This window comes from Paraburkholderia sp. J41 (genome assembly GCF_905220235.1).
Taxonomy (GTDB): domain Bacteria; phylum Pseudomonadota; class Gammaproteobacteria; order Burkholderiales; family Burkholderiaceae; genus Paraburkholderia.
Map to the genome: position 1 here is coordinate 50,748 of NZ_CAJMZE010000011.1, position 16,817 is coordinate 67,564.

Annotated in this window: 10 protein-coding genes; 6 read left to right on the plus strand and 4 right to left on the minus strand. The window is 60.6% G+C overall.

Annotated elements, in window-relative coordinates; all coding sequences use genetic code 11:
* Positions 1-179 precede the first annotated feature (179 nt).
* Complete coding sequence (locus U5805_RS13695) at positions 180-1,577, minus strand: amino acid permease (protein WP_322104015.1); 1,398 nt, start codon at positions 1,575-1,577, stop codon at positions 180-182.
* A gap of 253 nt (positions 1,578-1,830) precedes the next feature.
* Here U5805_RS13695 and U5805_RS13700 point away from each other — a divergent pair, with 253 nt between their 5' ends.
* The 4 genes from U5805_RS13700 (at position 1,831) to U5805_RS13715 (ending at position 5,557) form a co-directional block, all read left to right on the plus strand.
* A complete protein-coding gene (locus tag U5805_RS13700; RefSeq protein ID WP_322104016.1) occupies positions 1,831-2,304 on the plus strand; it encodes an Lrp/AsnC family transcriptional regulator in 474 nt (157 codons plus the stop codon).
* Positions 2,305-2,568: 264 nt separating this feature from the next.
* Positions 2,569-3,309 carry an ATP-binding cassette domain-containing protein gene (locus U5805_RS13705; protein WP_322104017.1) on the plus strand — a complete coding sequence of 247 codons (741 nt, stop codon included), beginning with the start codon at positions 2,569-2,571 and terminating at the stop codon, positions 3,307-3,309.
* A 99-nt stretch (positions 3,310-3,408) separates the two neighbouring features.
* Positions 3,409-4,404 carry an ABC transporter permease gene (locus tag U5805_RS13710; protein ID WP_322104018.1) on the plus strand — a complete coding sequence of 332 codons (996 nt, stop codon included), beginning with the start codon at positions 3,409-3,411 and terminating at the stop codon, positions 4,402-4,404.
* A gap of 205 nt (positions 4,405-4,609) precedes the next feature.
* On the plus strand, positions 4,610-5,557 hold the full coding sequence (locus tag U5805_RS13715) for a sugar-binding protein (protein ID WP_322104019.1): 948 nt from the start codon (positions 4,610-4,612) through the stop codon (positions 5,555-5,557).
* A 111-nt stretch (positions 5,558-5,668) separates the two neighbouring features.
* Here the strand turns inward: U5805_RS13715 and U5805_RS13720 are convergent, their stop codons facing one another.
* The gene (locus U5805_RS13720) at positions 5,669-6,235 is read right to left on the minus strand and encodes a 2'-5' RNA ligase family protein (protein WP_322104020.1); all 567 of its coding nucleotides are present in this window, start codon (positions 6,233-6,235) and stop codon (positions 5,669-5,671) included.
* Between the two features lie 248 nt (positions 6,236-6,483).
* On the opposite strand from U5805_RS13720, the gene U5805_RS13725 reads away from it, so the two are divergent.
* Positions 6,484-7,695, plus strand: a complete 1,212-nt coding sequence (locus U5805_RS13725) for a putative DNA modification/repair radical SAM protein (protein WP_322104021.1) — start codon at positions 6,484-6,486, stop codon at positions 7,693-7,695.
* Between the two features lie 9 nt (positions 7,696-7,704).
* Positions 7,705-9,150, plus strand: a complete 1,446-nt coding sequence (locus U5805_RS13730) for a UdgX family uracil-DNA binding protein (protein WP_322104022.1) — start codon at positions 7,705-7,707, stop codon at positions 9,148-9,150.
* Positions 9,151-9,683: 533 nt separating this feature from the next.
* On the opposite strand, the gene U5805_RS13735 is transcribed toward U5805_RS13730, so the two are convergent.
* Positions 9,684-12,629, minus strand: a complete 2,946-nt coding sequence (locus U5805_RS13735; RefSeq protein WP_322104023.1) for a DEAD/DEAH box helicase — start codon at positions 12,627-12,629, stop codon at positions 9,684-9,686.
* Between the two features lie 318 nt (positions 12,630-12,947).
* On the minus strand, positions 12,948-16,742 hold the full coding sequence (locus U5805_RS13740; RefSeq protein ID WP_322104024.1) for a hypothetical protein: 3,795 nt from the start codon (positions 16,740-16,742) through the stop codon (positions 12,948-12,950).
* Positions 16,743-16,817 lie beyond the last annotated feature (75 nt).

Below are 16,817 nucleotides of genomic sequence, written 5' to 3' on the forward strand. Positions count from 1 at the left end.
GCTGGTCAACTCTCAGGAAGGAATCAGTTCAAAGCGCAGCTCAGGGCGCGGTTCAAGGCGCATGGCAAGGCGCACGTCGAGGCGCATGCAAAGCGCCCGTCGAGGCGCATCTCAAAGCGCACGTCAAAGCACACGTCAAGGCGCGACCCGGCAAGCGGAAGGCGCCGTGGCCAGCAGGCTCAGCGCACCGTCACGCCGCCTTGCAGCGCGGGCGCGGCCTTGCGGCACCAGATACGCCAGGCAAGTGCAAGCACGCCCAGCCACACGGGAATCAGATACACGGAAATGCGCAGATCCGGGATCAGATACATTACAACGAGAACGCCCGCCAGAAACGCGAGGCTCACATAATTCGTCAGCGGATAGCCGAGGCTGCGGAACGCCGTGGTCTCGCCCGCGCGCGCCTTGTCGCGGCGAAACTTCAGGTGGATCAGGCTGATCATCGCCCAGTTGATGATGAGCGCCGACACCACGAGCCCCATCAGCAGTTCGAACGCCTTGCCCGGCATGAAGTAGTTGATCGCCACGCAAGCGGCCGTCGCGAGCGCCGACACGCCGAGCGCCGCCAGCGGAATGCCGCGCCGGCTCACCTTGAGCAGCGCCTTCGGTGCGTTGCCCTGCTGCGCGAGGCCGTACAGCATGCGGCTGTTGCAGTACACGCCGCTGTTGTAGACCGAAAGCGCCGCCGTCAGCACGACGAGATTGAGCACGTTGGCCACGAGTTCGCTGTTCATCGCGTGAAAGATCAGCACGAACGGACTGCCGCCCGTCACGACCTTTTGCCACGGATACAGCGAAAGCAGCACGCCGAGCGCGCCGATGTAGAAGATCAGGATGCGATAGATGACCTGATTGGTCGCGCGCGGAATGCTGTGCGAAGGATCGTCCGCTTCCGCCGCCGTGATGCCGACCAGCTCCAGGCCGCCGAACGAGAACATCACGACCGCCATCGACATGACGAGACCCGAAACGCCGTGCGGGAAGAAGCCGCCGTTGCGCCAGAGATTCGACACGCCCGCCTCCGGCCCCGCCGAGCCGGAAAGCAGCAGCCAGCCGCCGAAACCGATCATGCCGACGATCGCCAGCACCTTGACGATGGCGAACCAGAACTCCAGCTCGCCATATGACTTCACGCTCGTGAGATTGATGCCGTTGATGACGACGAAGAACACCAGCGCCGAAACCCAGGTGGGCAGCGCGGGCCACCAGTAGTGCATGTAGATGCCCACCGCCGACAGTTCGGCCATGCTCACGAGCACGTAAAGCACCCAGTAATTCCAGCCCGAGAGAAAACCCGCGAACGGACCCATGTATTTGTCGGCGAAATAGCTGAACGAGCCGGCCACGGGCTCGTCCACGACCATCTCGCCGAGCTGGCGCATGATGAAGAACGCGACGATGCCCGCAATGCCGTAACCGAGCAGCACGGCGGGACCGGCCGTCTGAATGGTCTGCGCGATGCCGAGAAAAAGGCCCGTGCCGATCGCGCCGCCCAGCGCGATCAACTGGATGTGGCGATTCTTGAGGCCGCGCTGGAGATGGCCGCCGCCCTGGTCATGCTGATTGTCTGAAACCATGTGTCTCTTCCTGTCTCCCTGCATGGATGCGACGCCGGCACGCCCGGATAGAGCGCTCGCGCCGCTTCACGAAATAAAATTGCGCAAACGGCGGATTGCGCCGGCGCGCTTTGGTTTCTCCCGAGTGGGCCGCTAGCCCCACGGGTGCGCCCAGTGTATCGGCGGCGCGGAAAAATAGGATTTCATCTGGTACGCTGGCAAACCCTTGTTGATACAATTTGTTCTCGCATTGGAACCGTTTCAGGCAAGAAAAATGCAAAATCTCTCGCTCGACGCGATCGACATGCGGCTTCTTGCCGCGCTCCAGCAGCACGGCCGCGCTTCCAATCTCGATCTCGCGGCGGCCATCAAGCTCTCGCCCGCGCAAACGCTGCGGCGTCATCGGCGGCTCGAAGAACTGGGCGTGATCCAGCGCTACGAAACGCGCCTCGACGCGCAGGCGCTGGGCTTCGGCGTGGTCGCGTTCATTCAGGTGACGATGGAGCGCGGGCACATGCGCGAGCTGATCAAGTTCAAGGAACTGGTCGCGACGCTGCCGCAGGTGCAGGAGTGCTATTCGGTGACGGGCGATATCGACTACGTGCTGAAAGTGGTGGCGCGCGATCTCAAGGCGCTCTCCGAATTCCTGCTCGACACGCTGATGCGCGCGCCCGGCGTCAACAGCGTGCAATCCATCGTCTGCCTCGACGAACTCAAAGGCACGAGCGCCATGCCGCTGGAGGCCTAGCCCACCGGGCGAGGCCAAGTGCGTGTCAGGCCCATCCAGCCTCGGTCTGCGGCGAAAACGCAATTTTATCTCATCGGCGTGCCGCCGGCAGCCGCACCCGCGTCTCGACCGAAATAGTCTTGCTAAATGGCCCCGCGTGCTCTAAAAAATATCCTGATCAGCACGTCTATCGGCGGTCCCGCCAACGTTGACATCTCGCGTCGATCCGTCGACGAGGTATCGGCACGGTGACGGACGGCTTCACGAGAGCGAGCGCGACAGTCCATGAGTCTTCTTGAGCTCAGAGGCGTTTCCCGGCATTTCGGCGCCATCCATGCGCTGAACGACGTGACCTTGAGTCTGGAGCCGGGCCAGGTGGTCGGGCTGATGGGCGACAACGGCGCCGGCAAGTCCACGCTGGTCAAGGTGATCGCCGGCAACTTTCCGCCCACGCAGGGCGAAATGCTCATCGACGGCGCGCCCGTTCACTTTCACAAGCCTGTCGATGCCCGCGCAAAGGGCATCGAAGTCGTCTATCAGGATCTCGCGCTCTGCGACAACCTGACGGCAGCCGCCAACGTCTTTCTCGGCCGCGAGCCGCGTATCGGCATCTGGCCGTTTCGCGTGCTCGACCACGCCGCCATGTACCGGCGCGCCGGCGAACTGTTCCGGGAACTGAAGTCGGAAACGCGCCCGCGCGATCTCGTGCGGCAGATGTCGGGCGGTCAGCGCCAGGCCGTGGCGATCGCGCGCACGCGGCTCTCCGACGCGCGGCTCGTCATCATGGACGAACCCACGGCCGCGATCAGCGTGCGCCAGGTCGCCGAAGTGCTCGAACTCATCAGGCGCCTCTCCGAGCACGGCATCGCCGTGATTCTCATCAGCCATCGCATGCCCGACGTGTTCGAGGTCGCCCACCGCGTGATCGTGATGCGGCGCGGGCGCAAGGTCGCCGACAAACGCACCGAAGCCTCCTCGCCGGAGGAAGTCACCGGGCTCATTACAGGAGCGATTGCCGCCGCCTAGCCGGCGCTGAGCGCCGCCGGCCAAACGCACGGCGGCGCGCGAGGAGACAAAAAACGAGGAGACGCAAAATTGAACGATGCGCCGGAAAGGCCCGGTTCCATGCCGGCAATGCTTGACGATCCGCAAGCCGCGAAAACGCACACGCGCTGGACGCAGATGCTCGCGAGCCAGGTGTTCTGGGTCGTGCTCGCGACGATCGTGGCGTGCGTCGTGCTTTCGTTCGCGACCACCAGTTTCGCAACGCAGCAAAATCTCTTCAACGTCACGCGCAATTTCGCGTTCGTCGCCATCGTCGCGCTCGGCATGATGGCGGTGATCGTCACCGGCGGCATCGACATTTCCGTGGGCTCGACCATCGGCATCAGCGGCATCGTGCTCTCCGTCGTCATGAACGCGGGCTGGCCGCTCTGGGCGGGAATCAGCATGGGCCTGTTCACGGCGGCGCTGGTTGGGCTCGTGAACGGCGTGCTGATCGCGTATCTGGATATGCAGCCGTTCGTCGTCACGCTCGGCATGTTGAGCGTGGGCCGCAGCCTCGCGCTCGTGATTTCGCGCAGCCGCACCATTTTCGATTTCGGCCCGGACGGCAGCAAGCTGCTGGCGCTCGGCGGCGGCTCGACGCTCGGCGTGGCGAATCCGGTGTGGTTTCTCATCGTCCTCGCCCTGCTGTTCTGGTTCGCGTTCACCTACACGCGCTGGGGCCGCTACGTGTTCGCCGTGGGCGGCAACCGCCATGCGGCGAGGCTCACGGGCGTGCCGGTGCGCGGCGTGATCTGCTCCGTGTACGTGCTTGCCGGTCTCATGGCGGGCGTGGCCGCGATTCTCGAAGTCGGCTGGCTCGGCGCGGTGACGACGGGCCTCGGCACCGGCGACGAGCTGCGCGTGATCGCCGCGACCGTGATCGGCGGCACGAACCTGATGGGCGGCATCGGCAGCGCGTTCGGCACGGTCGTGGGCGCGGCGCTCATCGAAGTCATCCGTAACAGCCTGATCCTGCTCGGCGTGGATTCGTTCTGGCAGGGCACGGTCGTGGGCACGTTCATCATCGTCGCGGTGCTGTTCAACCGGCTCGGCGGTGACCGCAACCGCGGTTAGCCGCGGCAGGACTTCGCGCGCACCGTTCGCGACGAGACGGTGCGCCGGGAGGCGAAGCGCATCTGGCGACGACAGTTCCAGACGCGGCAATCACAAGAAAACTTCAAGACAACGCAACGAGACGCGCGCGCCGGACAGCGGCGCCGAACCGGAGGAAACCATGAGGAAGACGTGGATGTGCATTGCTGCGATCGGAGGGCTCGCCATGCTGGCGTCCTCCGCGTTCGCCGCCGACAAGACCCTCGCGCTGGTGGTGAAGGGCCTCGACAATCCGTATTTCGACTTGATGCATCAAGGCTGCGACCGCGCGAACAAGGAGCTGACAAAACAGGGCTACACCTGCTATTACACCGGCCCCGCGACGGCCGCGGACGAAAGCGCCGAAGTCCAGATCATCGACGACCTGCTGACGAAGGGCGTTTCGGCGATTGCGATTTCGCCGTCGAACGCGCCCGCCATTGCGGAAGTGATCCGCCGGCGCAATACGAAGATCCCGATCATCACCGCCGACGCCGATCTGCTGCCGAAAGACCAGTCGCTGCGCAAATCGTATGTGGGCACCGACAACTACGAACTCGGCGTGAAGCTCGGCGAGCAACTGAAAGCGTTGATGCCCAAAGGCGGCAACATCTGCCTGGTCATGGGCAACCCCGCGGCCGAGAACATCAACCAGCGCGCCCAGGGCACGCGCGACGCGCTAAGCGGCAAGAAAGGCGTGACCAGGCTTGCGGGCGAAAACAACTGGCGCGAGATCAGCGCCTGCCCGCTCTACGTGAACGACGACGCCGCGAAGGCGAATCAGATGATGCAGGACACGCTCACGGCGAACGCCACGGGGCTCGACGCGTTCGTGTTCGAAGGCGGCTGGCCCCTGTTCGCGCCGCAAGCGTATTCGCAGGTCGTCGCGCCGATCATGGACAAGATTCAGAGCGGCAAATTCATGATCGTTTCGGCGGATACGCTCGGGCCGGAATTGCAGGCGCTCAAGGATCACAAGGTCAATGCGCTCGTTGGACAACGGCCTGAGGAAATGGGTTATCAGGCCGCGATGGTGATGCGCGATCTCGCCGAAGGCAAAACGGTCAAGCCCGTCGTGCATACGGGACTCGACATCTGCACCTGGAAGAACGCGGATACGTGCCTGAAGCATTGACGGTTCCTCGCGACCTCGGCGAACCTGGCGGGTGACGGCATAGGCGGTCCTTTGTTCAAACTTGTCCAAGCTTGTTCAAACTTGCTCAAGCGGACCGCCTGTTGCCGGGCGTCAATCGTTCAACGGGAAGCGCGCCTTGAAGTCATAGTGCGTCTCGCCCTGCAAGCTGTCGATCAGCACGAATTCACGCACGCTCCACGTGATCGGCTCGATCTCGCGCGTGGCGAACTTGCGGTTGTCGTAAAGCAGCGTGAGATGCGGCGTGAAACGCGCGTTGCCGGCTTGCAGATACGCTTGCTTGAGCAAACCGGCGAGCCGTTGCCGAAAGTCGATCAGCGCTTCGACGCCGGTGCTGGACGTGAGCACCCAATGCCGCCCGAAATGGGCCAACCGGTCGAACGTTACGTCGAACGGCAAAGCGCTGAGAGTTGCGGCCACGGCGCACGCGCGGGAAATGACCGGCGGCGGCAGGTAAAACGCTGCGCCCAGAACGTTCAGCGTAACGTGCAGATGGCCGGTTGGCCTCGGCTTGGCCTTGATACCCGCTTCGGACTGCCAATGATTCGCCAACGCGGCGATGCGGGCGGCCGTGTCCGGATCGGGCATCACCGCGAAGAACAATTGATGTACGACGTCCGAGAGCGGCGTTTCGAGTCCAGGTAGCGCGAGTTGGGTCATGGCATGTCACCGATACGCATGGGAGCGAAGTGGGCGTTATGAGCTTTTGAACGTGCCATGAGGATTCCTGCGTGCTTCGGGTTCCTTCGTGCTTCAGGTTCATGCGCGCGTGCCTCTCGTACGATTCATCGCCCGATTTGCCGCCCGGCCTGCCCGCCGATTCCGCCCCAAAAACCCTTTCATTTTCCGCTTGCACTCGTCGTCCGCCCACGTAGAATACTGTATATACGTACAGTATCGGTGGCAACGTGGAACTGCAACAAAAACTCGAAGTGTTGGCCGACGCGGCAAAGTACGACGCTTCGTGTGCAAGCGGCGGCGCGCCCAAGCGCGGTTCGCGCGGCGTTTCCGGGATCGGCGCGAGCACTGGCGCGGGCATCTGTCACAGCTTTACGCCGGACGGGCGCTGCGTGTCGCTCCTCAAAATCCTGCTGACCAACTTTTGTCTGTACGACTGCCAGTACTGCGTGAACCGGCGCTCCAGCAATGTTCCGCGCGCGCGGTTCACGCCCGAGGAAGTCGTCGACCTCACGCTCGATTTTTACCGGCGCAATTACATCGACGGCCTGTTTCTAAGCTCAGGCGTTATCCAGTCGTCCAACTACACGATGGAACAACTGGTGCGCGTGGCGCAGTCGTTGCGGGAGGAACATCAGTTCCGCGGTTATCTGCATCTAAAAACCATTCCGGACGCCGATCCTGAACTCATTGCCAAAGCCGGACGCTATGCGGACCGGCTGAGCGTGAATATCGAATTGCCGACGGACGGCAGTCTCGCGCGCCTCGCGCCCGAAAAAAACGTGCGAACCATCAAGCTGGCGATGGGATCGATCCGGCTGGCTCAGGAAGAGGCGCAGGCCGAGACGAAGGCGCCGCCATTCACGCCGGCCGGACAAAGCACGCAAATGATCGTCGGCGCCGACCAGACGAACGACCGCACCATCCTGCAAACGGCCGAATCGCTGTATGGATCGTTCAAACTTAAGCGCGTTTACTATTCGGCGTTCAGTCCCATTCCAGACAGTCCGTCGGCCCTGCCCGCGCAGGCGCCGCCTCTGCTGCGCGAACATCGGCTTTATCAAGCCGACTTTCTGTTGCGCGGCTACGGCTTCAATGTAAACGAACTGTTCGAAAAAAGTGGAGACCTCGCGCTCGAAATCGATCCGAAGCTCGCGTGGGCGCTTGCTCATCGCGAGCATTTTCCTGTCGACCTCAACCGCGCGCCGCTTCGCGTGATCGCGCGCGTGCCCGGCATCGGCATGAGGAACGCAAAACGTCTCGTGGAACTGCGGCGTACGCGTCGCATCCGTTACGACGATTTGATCCGTCTGCGCTGCCCGATGGAGAAGATCCGGCCGTTCGTGGTGACGCAAGATTATCGTGCCGCCCTGCATGACGCGTCGTCCGAGAAACTGCGCCGCGTGCTCACGCCACCGCCGGTGCAACTCGCGTTGTTGTGAGAACGGCGGATGCGCACCATCGTGATCGAAGATCGCTTTGCCGCGTGGCGCGCGGCCGCGCTCACGGCGCTCGCGGAGGAACTTCCGCCGGCGTCGATTCAATGGCGCCTCGCAGAGGCGACCGAGGGGCCGCAGCAGCAAGCGTTGATCGACGACACAGCGGATTCGCAAAACGCGGTCGCTGCGTCATCACGCAGGGCCGAAGTTCACGTGTCGAAAGAGTTCGCCGCACTGCTGAAAGACGCCGCCTCGTTTCGCGATCCTCAGCGCTGGGCATTTTTGTACAAAGTGCTGTGGCGCTGGCATCGCGGCGACCGCTCGGCGGCGTCGCCCGCGGATATCGACGGCTCGCGCCTTTACCGTATGGCCAAGGGCGTGCGCCGGGCGCAGCACGACATGATCGCCTATGTGCGATTTCGCAAACAGCCCGGCGTCCAAGCCGTTCCCGAATACGTTGCATGGTACGAGCCCGACCACGATGTGCTCGAGTGGGCGGCGGAGCATTTCGCGCAACGCATGGGCCGATCTTCATGGCTCATCACCACACCGCGCGGAGCGGCTTTCTGGGACGGTTGCGAGTTGCATCTGGACGCGCGTCGCGCGTTGCCAGGCGATCACCGTTACGACTCCGAAGATGAGGCGGAGGCGTTGTGGATCGCGTATTACCGGAGCACGTTCAACCCGGCACGATTGAACGAGGACGCGCTTGAGCAGCATATGCCGGTACGTTTCTGGAAGGGCTTGCCCGAAGCACACTGGATTCCCGGCATGATCAGCGAAGCCAAAAGCGGTGCGCGGCGGCTCGCTCAGGCGAGCGGTGTCGGCACGCTGAACGGCAAAGTGATTTCTGTCGAAGCCGACGCGGCGCAACCGGCTCGAGAACCGCCCTCTTCGCTCAATGCTTGCAGGCGTTGCGAGTTGTGGCGTAATGCTACGCAGGCAGTCGGCGGCGCGGGGCCGACTAGCGCTCGAATCATGTTGATCGGCGAACAACCGGGCGATCAGGAAGACCTGAGCGGGCAACCGTTCGTCGGGCCGGCGGGGCAACTGCTTGACGTCGCAATCGAGCGCGCGGGCTTGTTGCGCGATCGGCTTTATCTGACTAACGCGGTGAAGCATTTCAAGTGGGAACCGCGAGGCAAACGTCGTTTGCACAAAACGCCTGCGCAACGCGAAACGGAAGCGTGCCGTTACTGGCTCGAGCGTGAACTGGACACGGTTCGACCTGCCGTCATCGTCGCGCTCGGCGCAACTGCGCTCGCTACACTGCTGCGCAGGAAAGTGAGCCTTCGGGATTACGTGAACGCGCCTTTCGAGATCAATGGCGGATGGGCTATCACCACTTATCACCCGTCGTTCGCCTTGCGCCAGCAGGACGAAAATTCGCGCGACAAAGTGCTCGACGAAATTACCGGGGCACTCGTGCGCGCGCGTGAAATGGCGGATGGGTGTTAGCTGGTTGAGTGAAAAAAAGCGCGAAAAAGGGCGCTTAAAGCGCCCTTTTTCGAGTCATTGAAACGGCCAGATTCGCTGCGTGTTGGCGGGGGGATTACTCCCACTCGATTGTCAATCGGTGATCGGAGCCCTTGTGTAGACGGGTTTTCCGTCCGCTGCGGTGGCGACGATACCGCCAGTGATACCGAAAAATCCTATCGGCAGTTGTTGGCTTTGAACAGACTGCATCGGAGTCTTCAAAGTGCGCTTCCGTTAAAACATCGCGAATATCGGGCATCCGAATATGACTTCTGCGGGGATACCGTCATCGATACTGTCAGGCTCGTTCCAGAGCGATCCAGGCGGAGCCTGCAGACGCCATGACCTAAACTCCGGGAGCGCCCTCATGCCAAGCAGTATGCAACAGGTGCTGCTACCCTCGTGGGAAGAATACAGGAGCCCGCTCAACACGCTTCCGGGGCAGAAAGAAGCCCCCGCCCCCGGTTGATTGCAAACTGTTCGTCCCTGTTCTGCTGGATGACACCGGCCATCGTCTACCCCGCATAAATGTTCCCACTAGCCGGGAGGGGCATGCCAACCTGCCTGTGTGCATCAACAAGCATGGCAAGTGCCGTATCAAAATATTGGCGGGATCCCCAAAGATCACGATCACCAATGATGTACAGGTAGCTTTTCGCGCGCGTAACCGCCACGTTGAGCAGGTTCGGAGCCGCTGCGGCCCAATCTATCGCTCCAGTCTGCTCCGCGTCACAACCCAGCACGAAGAAAACCACTTCGCTTTCCTTGCCCTGGAACGTGTGAACCGTGCCAACCCGCTTCTTTACCCATTCACCTAGCTTGTCCGGCGTACGCCTTCCCGTTCCTGACAGCGCGGCACGCCACGCGTCATGATCACCCAGAAGTGCGCTCAATCCCTGCTTGACCTGCCTGAACGGCGTGATGACGAAGGCGTCGGGTAGTTGCGGCCGCTCCGCATCCGTCAGATCCGGTGCTTCGATGTACAGTCTGACTAGCGCGTCGAATACGCACTGTCCCTGCGCAACGATGCACTTCGTTCCATCGCGGCTATCGCCGGCTACGTGCCACCATGCGCTATGACCGAGCACAATATGTGCGGATGGCTTACCCTTCTTCGCGTGCTTCATTCGTCCATCATAGGCAATCGCGTTGGCGATCTCGAACATCGGGGTTGCGCAGCGCCGGTGCATGACGAGTGGAATACCAATGAACTGGTCGCGCTCGAGCGGATGTCGCACACCGTATGGATAGCATCGGTCGGCGAGCGTCTGGACGGAGTGTGCGTCCACCGCATAGCGTGGACGCCGTTCCTGCAGCCAGTACTCGCCAAGGCGCATCAACAGACGGGTTGACTGCGTGACGACCGGTTCGATCTGAAGAGGATCTCCCACCACCACCACGCGCCGCGCGCGCATAATCGCGCCAACGGCCGCCTGCGGCACCGCCTGCCCAGCTTCATCGACAATCAACCAGCCCAGATCCTCCGGCCCGATCCCGGCGAACTGCCTTCGGAAAGACGCGAAGGTACTCGACACCACCGGCACCAGCATGAAGAACCATTGCCAGAGGACCTTGCGCGCCTCGCCAACTGGAGGTCTCGAAAGCATCTTCGACAGCGCGAATACTAGGTCATTTGTCTGCGCCTCGTGAAAGAACGCCTCGTGCAACGCCATGGCCGTAGAAAAGAGCTCGTTGCGTAGACCGTTCAGCTTGTCGCTCTGCCAGAAAGCTCGGGCCTGACTAGCCTCCTCTGCAAGCTCAGTGCCCTGCCATACGGTCACACCCGTCTGCTCAAGCAACGACCTCACGGTCCGCAGCCAGTCGCACACAACGCCAAGAGAGAACGCAGCTTCCGCCGTCTCACACCATCGTCGATACAGATCGGGGCGGAACCATCTGGATAACCAACGGATAAAGGACGGCCCAAGACGTCGCTCAACCAGTTCCGTCTCCTTGTCCAACTCGCGCTTCAACCGGTCCAGGCGATCCAGCGTCGCTTCACCCGCATCCGGATGACGCAGATCGGGACAGCGCTGTGTCACGTTCGCCCACTTTGCTCCCAGTTCGTTCAACGCCGCATCGAGCGCTTCGAGGCGTCCATGCTCCGCCTGCCAAGCCGCATGTGCCACTTTGAAACGCTCCTGCATCGCGCGAAACCCCGGGCGTGCGCCACGCGTTTTGTCACGGTACCGCCAGTAGGTCATCGCGCCTACTGCGTCCCAGCTCTTGAAATCGACCGCGCCTTTCGACAGAAACCGGTCCGGCCGATCGTCCGGTTTTGCGGCACGGTTCGAAAACACATCGCCAACCCGGGTGCGGTTGGCCTGCTTGCCTAGCGCAGCCGAAACCAGCCCCCACACAGGCTCTTTGGGCGCCTGCCATGCCTTCGTCGCATGGCTGCCTGCATAGCGGGTTGCGACAGGCTTGAAGTAGCCCAACGTATCGAGTTGCGCGGAATCGAGGTGCCGACTCTGCGGCAGTTCGAGCGAAAGATTCTCCACCGCGCCGTTGTTGCTCGAGGCCACTACAATCTCAAAGCCCGTCAGCATGGGCGACAGGACAGGTAGCGTATGAGATTTGCCATCTGCAAAGACTGCTCCGATGGTCGCGCCGGATAAGCCTGCCGTGACGCCGTCGAGCGACGCCAGCGCCTTCGCCCGCTCGACCACGAGATGGGCAATGAGATCCCGCAGCAGTGTGGTCTTTCCGGTGCCCGGCGGTCCGTTCACCGCGACGATTTCGCCCTCACCCAAGGCCTTCATCCGGTTCAGTGCATATTGCTGCATCAGCGCCTGAAAATGACCAACGGGAGATGGCCAACGCCCGACAATTCCGTTGCGAGGCCGTAGCGTTTCGAGAATGGTCCGCTGGCCATCGGGCGCATCCAGGTCGAGCTTCGATGTGTCCTGCAGGGAGAGATAAGTCTTCAGCGCGCGCGGAACACGCGGTCCGTCCAGCTCTCGCTGCGCCTGCATCAGATCATGCACGTAAAAGCTGTTCAGGATCGGCAGGTCCCGTTCTTCACCGTCTTCCTGCTGCTCCTTGGCCGATGCATCCGTGGATTGCGCAGCGGTGATGCTCTCATCCTTAAATCGGGTCTGCGCTTCTGCCGGTTGCGCTCTCACTGGCGATATGACCATCCAAGCGAGGCCATCGCTGGGCGGAGTGTAGTGCGCCCATTCATGAAGCCGCCGTACCATCGCCATCAATTGCTTCTCATCGAAGGGTTGGTCTCCGGCGACAAGCGCCGTCAGATCCTCCCTCAGGGCGATCAGGCTCGCTTCGAACGCATTCGCGCACAGATCTTCCAGCGCCCCACTTTGCAGGCGACCCAAAGCCCACGGCAAAGCGGACACGCTCAGGCTTTCGGCATTGACCCGTCCGCTTTGTCCCAGCTTTACTTTCGCGAAGCACGTCAAACCCTCGGGGGCCATTTCGTCATCGCGAATCTGGTCGATCACAGAACGTGCTCTCGACCCCGCCGCGACAGTGTGTTCGACCACGGACGTGGCCTGTACCACGTCAAATGGAACCAAGTACAACTCGCCCGACTGTCCGGACACCTCGTCCCAACCATGAATCAACCCAGTGCTCGTCGACCGGACGCAAACCGTTTTCCGATTAGCGTCTCTGGCCTCCTCGAGTTGATCATCGAGGCTGTAGCTGTTGAAGAATTCGACGCTATGCCAGTAGTCGAGGATCCTGGATATCTTTTGAATCGTCACAATAGGAGAAGAGCCTAGATTAATCAATACCGGGTCAAAGACCGGCGTATCGGTTCAAGTAGCATTGCCGAGATCAAGTTTGCATCTGAGCCATTTGTCGAATGAGTCCACGCGCACGAATTCCGTGGGCACAGGATACGGAGGAAAGCGCATCCACCAATAGATGTCTCGACATACGTACGCCTCCAGGAATCTTGGCGGATCGCTGATAGTGGGTTCTGGCCAACCCAATAGCGTTCGTAGCTCGTCGGTCCTTGCTTGCAAAAACGCACGACGCCCTTCAATCTTCGCGAACTGCGCTCGGTCGGGTGGTACGCCAAAAATCCGCTCCCGCAGCCTGCGCGCATCCTTGAGACAGAACGGCGGCTGGTTATACTTGCATTCCACGCTAAGCCAAGTATTAGTCTCCGGCCAGTACGCGAGCACGTCAAAGTCACCAACGTCGACGAAGCCACCATTGGGAAAGCGGCGCATGAAATCAATACCCGGAGCGAAAAACTTGGTCGTTCGTGCACAAATTTCTGCGGCTCGTTTCTCGAGCTCCTTCTCAAGATAGTTCTTGATTTTCTGAACAGCTTTTTTCGTCTCAACCCATGGGAAGTCGGCCGGCAGATATCCATTGATTATCGCGTTTACCCACGCCCTGCTCGAGCGCTCCGCCGCAGATGCGCCCCAAGTAAAGCGTCCATCCGACAATTCGATTAACGGGCGCAAATTAAGCCTCGCACTGCGCTTGGTGTGCTCCCATACCGGGACATCTGACTCAAGCACGGTTTTACCCAGAAGCACACGAACCTCACGGGGATGGAGCGTCAGGAACTCGATGATCCTTTCAGCACGAGGGTGGTCGACTCCTTCTATAAATCGTTTCAGCACTTCCGACAATTCGTCCGCAGTCGCCTCATAGCGAAACGCCAGTTTAGACAAATCGTTTGCCGAAGCCCATTGCGAGAGCACGCTCAGCGTGGTAATCATCTGCCGAAGTGTGAATCCAATGTCCCTTTCGAACGCTTCATCGACCGCATCCAGCCCAGCGGTCGATTGAACATCAATCGCGACCTCGTCCTGAGCAGCACGATTCAAGCCAAGCTGTGATTCGGCGATCTCACGTCGGAACGCGGTTTCCTCGACCTCTCGCTCGTCGGAATAGAAGACGTGAGGCACGTACATGTCGTCGAGCTCGAGGCCGGCAACCGCAACGTCGTTGTGGAGCGAGTCGCTAGCACCATAAAGTACGAACAGCCAGTCTACGCGCGCGAGCAATCCTGATAGGTCAGCGGAACCTGGGTGCTCGCTGCCTGCAGAAGGCGCACTCACCGTCGCTTCGATGAGGTAGCGATAATTGCGCCCAGTAGTCGAAAATTCCTCATATTTCTCGGCGAGTGCACCCTGACGGTCGTAGTCCGTCTCGTGCTTGAGGCTCTGCTTGATCCGGCGATAGTCCTGCCTGTACTGTGTGGCGAGATGGTCATACTCCTCGACGGCCATACGCAGCAGAGCATCCCGGTCGAAGGACATGAGGCTCTGATGCACGTGCGCGCGATATCTGTCTCGCGCAGCGTCGATAAGGGGTTTAGCGTCAGCGAGCATATAACGCCCAGGCTGAGCCTCCATGCGTTGGAACGTGAAGGCGAGTTCCCGCCGCGCGACCTTGTACTGCTCGGCCTCGGGAATCAGTGCGTCGAATGCATCAGGCACGTCGACATCGCGCACCGTGGTCTCGACGAAAAATCTTGGCGCCCGCGCAGCAGTTTCGTTCAGCGCGTCACATACCTCGTTCGAAAGTGTCTCTCCCACTAAGGCTACAATGCCCTTCAGGCACTCAATGAGACACTCGACTTCGAAACGGGCATCCGTCGGGTTGCCAAGAGATGCCTGAAGTCGTGCAACATTCACCTTTACCCTGAGCGCAATAGTGCTGCCACCGGCGTTTTCCAATCGCCACTCGCCAAGCAGAGGGAGAGTCACCGTCTCCGCGGGAACACCTTCGAGCGACGCTAGAGCCTCGGGGTTTACTTCACACGTAACCGCAATACGATGGCACTTGAAGAGGGGCAATGCGTCTATCAGGGTGATGCGTTGCGCGGCGGAGTCGGCGGCGCACTCGGCAAACATTGCGAGAAGCCGGCCGTCTTCCAGCTTGTCAGGTCGCTGCCCGAGCGATGCCACGAAATAGAGCATGCATTCGCCAATGCGAGCGCCGTATGCAAGCTCAGGGAGAGTCTTCGACTCGAGCCTGTAAAGACCACCGTGCGTGCGCTCGACAGACCAAGCAGACATTCGGTCATTCGGAAAGACTGGCGGAGCATCCTTCCAACGCTTCTCGAGCTGCGTGTATCGGTATCTCGAGCCCCAGTGCGGGTCAAGAACTAACAGGTTCGGTTGCACCGCGCCGTCGACAAGCACGCCGTGCGTGTCTTTGAACGCGGCAAAGATATCGGGCACGCTGCGCGAGAACGGCCCGAGACTCCGAACGTTCGCGTCAACGTAAGTCCAGAAACGCGAGGCCTCGTCAAGGGACTCCACTGAATCGTATAGCGTGACAAAATCCGGCAGCCATACAACCCGCGCCTGCGTTTTAGGCAAAGGCACTCCAGCGAAGCCGGTCGCGTGACTTTCAATAACCGCAGTGATTTTGATGTCAGAGCCATCCGTTGCCCCATCGCTTTTTCGGAGCTGGAATGGTCTTGTTTGTCCCTCACGTAGAAGAGCCCACTCACGGCCCTGCTGGGTGAATTCGAAAAGCTCCCGCTCAAAATCGGGCAGTCGCGCCACCTCATCCGGGTGGATAGCGATGACGAAAGTCAAGGAATCGTCGAGAAGAACGGCCGCGATACGCTGACTCAAGAGCGCCTCTTTCGAAACGACGTTCAGAGGTCCGGGGATGACGGTTCCTCGCCGGAAACGCTCAGCCAGGAACAGTCCTACCCTCCGGTGGACGCCGTCCGGGCCACCTTCCCGCGCTTGCTCGCGTTGAGTGCGTTTTGCCCAGTATTCAAGGACCACAACATAGGCGTTACGGATGAAGACCGGATACGTCTTTCCCGAAATTTCGACCCAGATGCACGGAACTGGGGAGCCGCCTTGCACGGCATCGTAGAATTCGTCTGCGGCGAGCGGAATCGGCTCGTGGCCGAGCGTGAACTTGAAGTCATCGGCCAGCGTTCCTGGAATGTTGGTAACGCAATCTTCGAGCACCGAGCGGCAGACTCGCCAGAATCCCTCATCCGGTGTCTCAACGTGCCCGGATTCGATATTGTCGGCATCACCGACGACCGAGGGCTCGATGGAAGAGCTGATGAAGTTTTGCAGCCGAAGCACCCAGTCCATGTCAGCGAGCGGTTGCTGCAGACCGCCGGTGCTGAGTCGAAAAGCCTCAATGAAATCCGCGGGCCGCTCAATTAATCCACCGTAGAAAATCCACGGTGCTTCGCTGCCGCCAATAGGAGACTTGACGCTCCTCCAATCCGGGATTGGAACAAAGTCTTCAAGCGTGGCAAAGGAAGGAAACGACGAATTGAGCAAAGTACAGAACCGCTTGAATTCGCCGTAGTTTGCGAGTGTCTGCTGTGCCGAGAAGTCGCTTGCGTTCATGGCAAGCAAGCACCGCCAAGCGAGACTCTGCTTGACTTGCGCTGAAACGTTTGGCAGCCATAGTTCCCAAACGCCAATAGCGACGCACACCTCTTCCGGGCTGTACCGTGAGAAAAGCGTCTTAACTCCTTCTACCGCATTCTCGAAGGAAAGCGGGCCGGGACGCTTCATGCCAGCCCGTGCCATCAGGTTATCCCAAATGTGATGGTTGCCAGGCCGCGCACGAACACTTTTTGTTTTTCGTTTCTTTTTCATCTATCAGCTTTTCACGTCGACGTACTGGATCCGTGTCACCTTATTCGGATAATTTTGTTGCGATGTGAACATACC

Bases quoted from the DNA above. Each gene is read 5' to 3' on its own strand.
- U5805_RS13695 (WP_322104015.1), bottom strand. From the start codon at position 1,577: ATGGTTTCAGACAATCAGCATGACCAGGGCGGCGGCCATCTCCAGCGC.
- U5805_RS13700 (WP_322104016.1), top strand. From the start codon at position 1,831: ATGCAAAATCTCTCGCTCGACGCGATCGACATGCGGCTTCTTGCCGCG.
- U5805_RS13705 (WP_322104017.1), top strand. From the start codon at position 2,569: ATGAGTCTTCTTGAGCTCAGAGGCGTTTCCCGGCATTTCGGCGCCATC.
- U5805_RS13710 (WP_322104018.1), top strand. From the start codon at position 3,409: ATGCCGGCAATGCTTGACGATCCGCAAGCCGCGAAAACGCACACGCGC.
- U5805_RS13715 (WP_322104019.1), top strand. From the start codon at position 4,610: ATGCTGGCGTCCTCCGCGTTCGCCGCCGACAAGACCCTCGCGCTGGTG.
- U5805_RS13720 (WP_322104020.1), bottom strand. From the start codon at position 6,235: ATGACCCAACTCGCGCTACCTGGACTCGAAACGCCGCTCTCGGACGTC.
- U5805_RS13730 (WP_322104022.1), top strand. From the start codon at position 7,705: ATGCGCACCATCGTGATCGAAGATCGCTTTGCCGCGTGGCGCGCGGCC.
- U5805_RS13740 (WP_322104024.1), bottom strand. From the start codon at position 16,742: ATGAAAAAGAAACGAAAAACAAAAAGTGTTCGTGCGCGGCCTGGCAAC.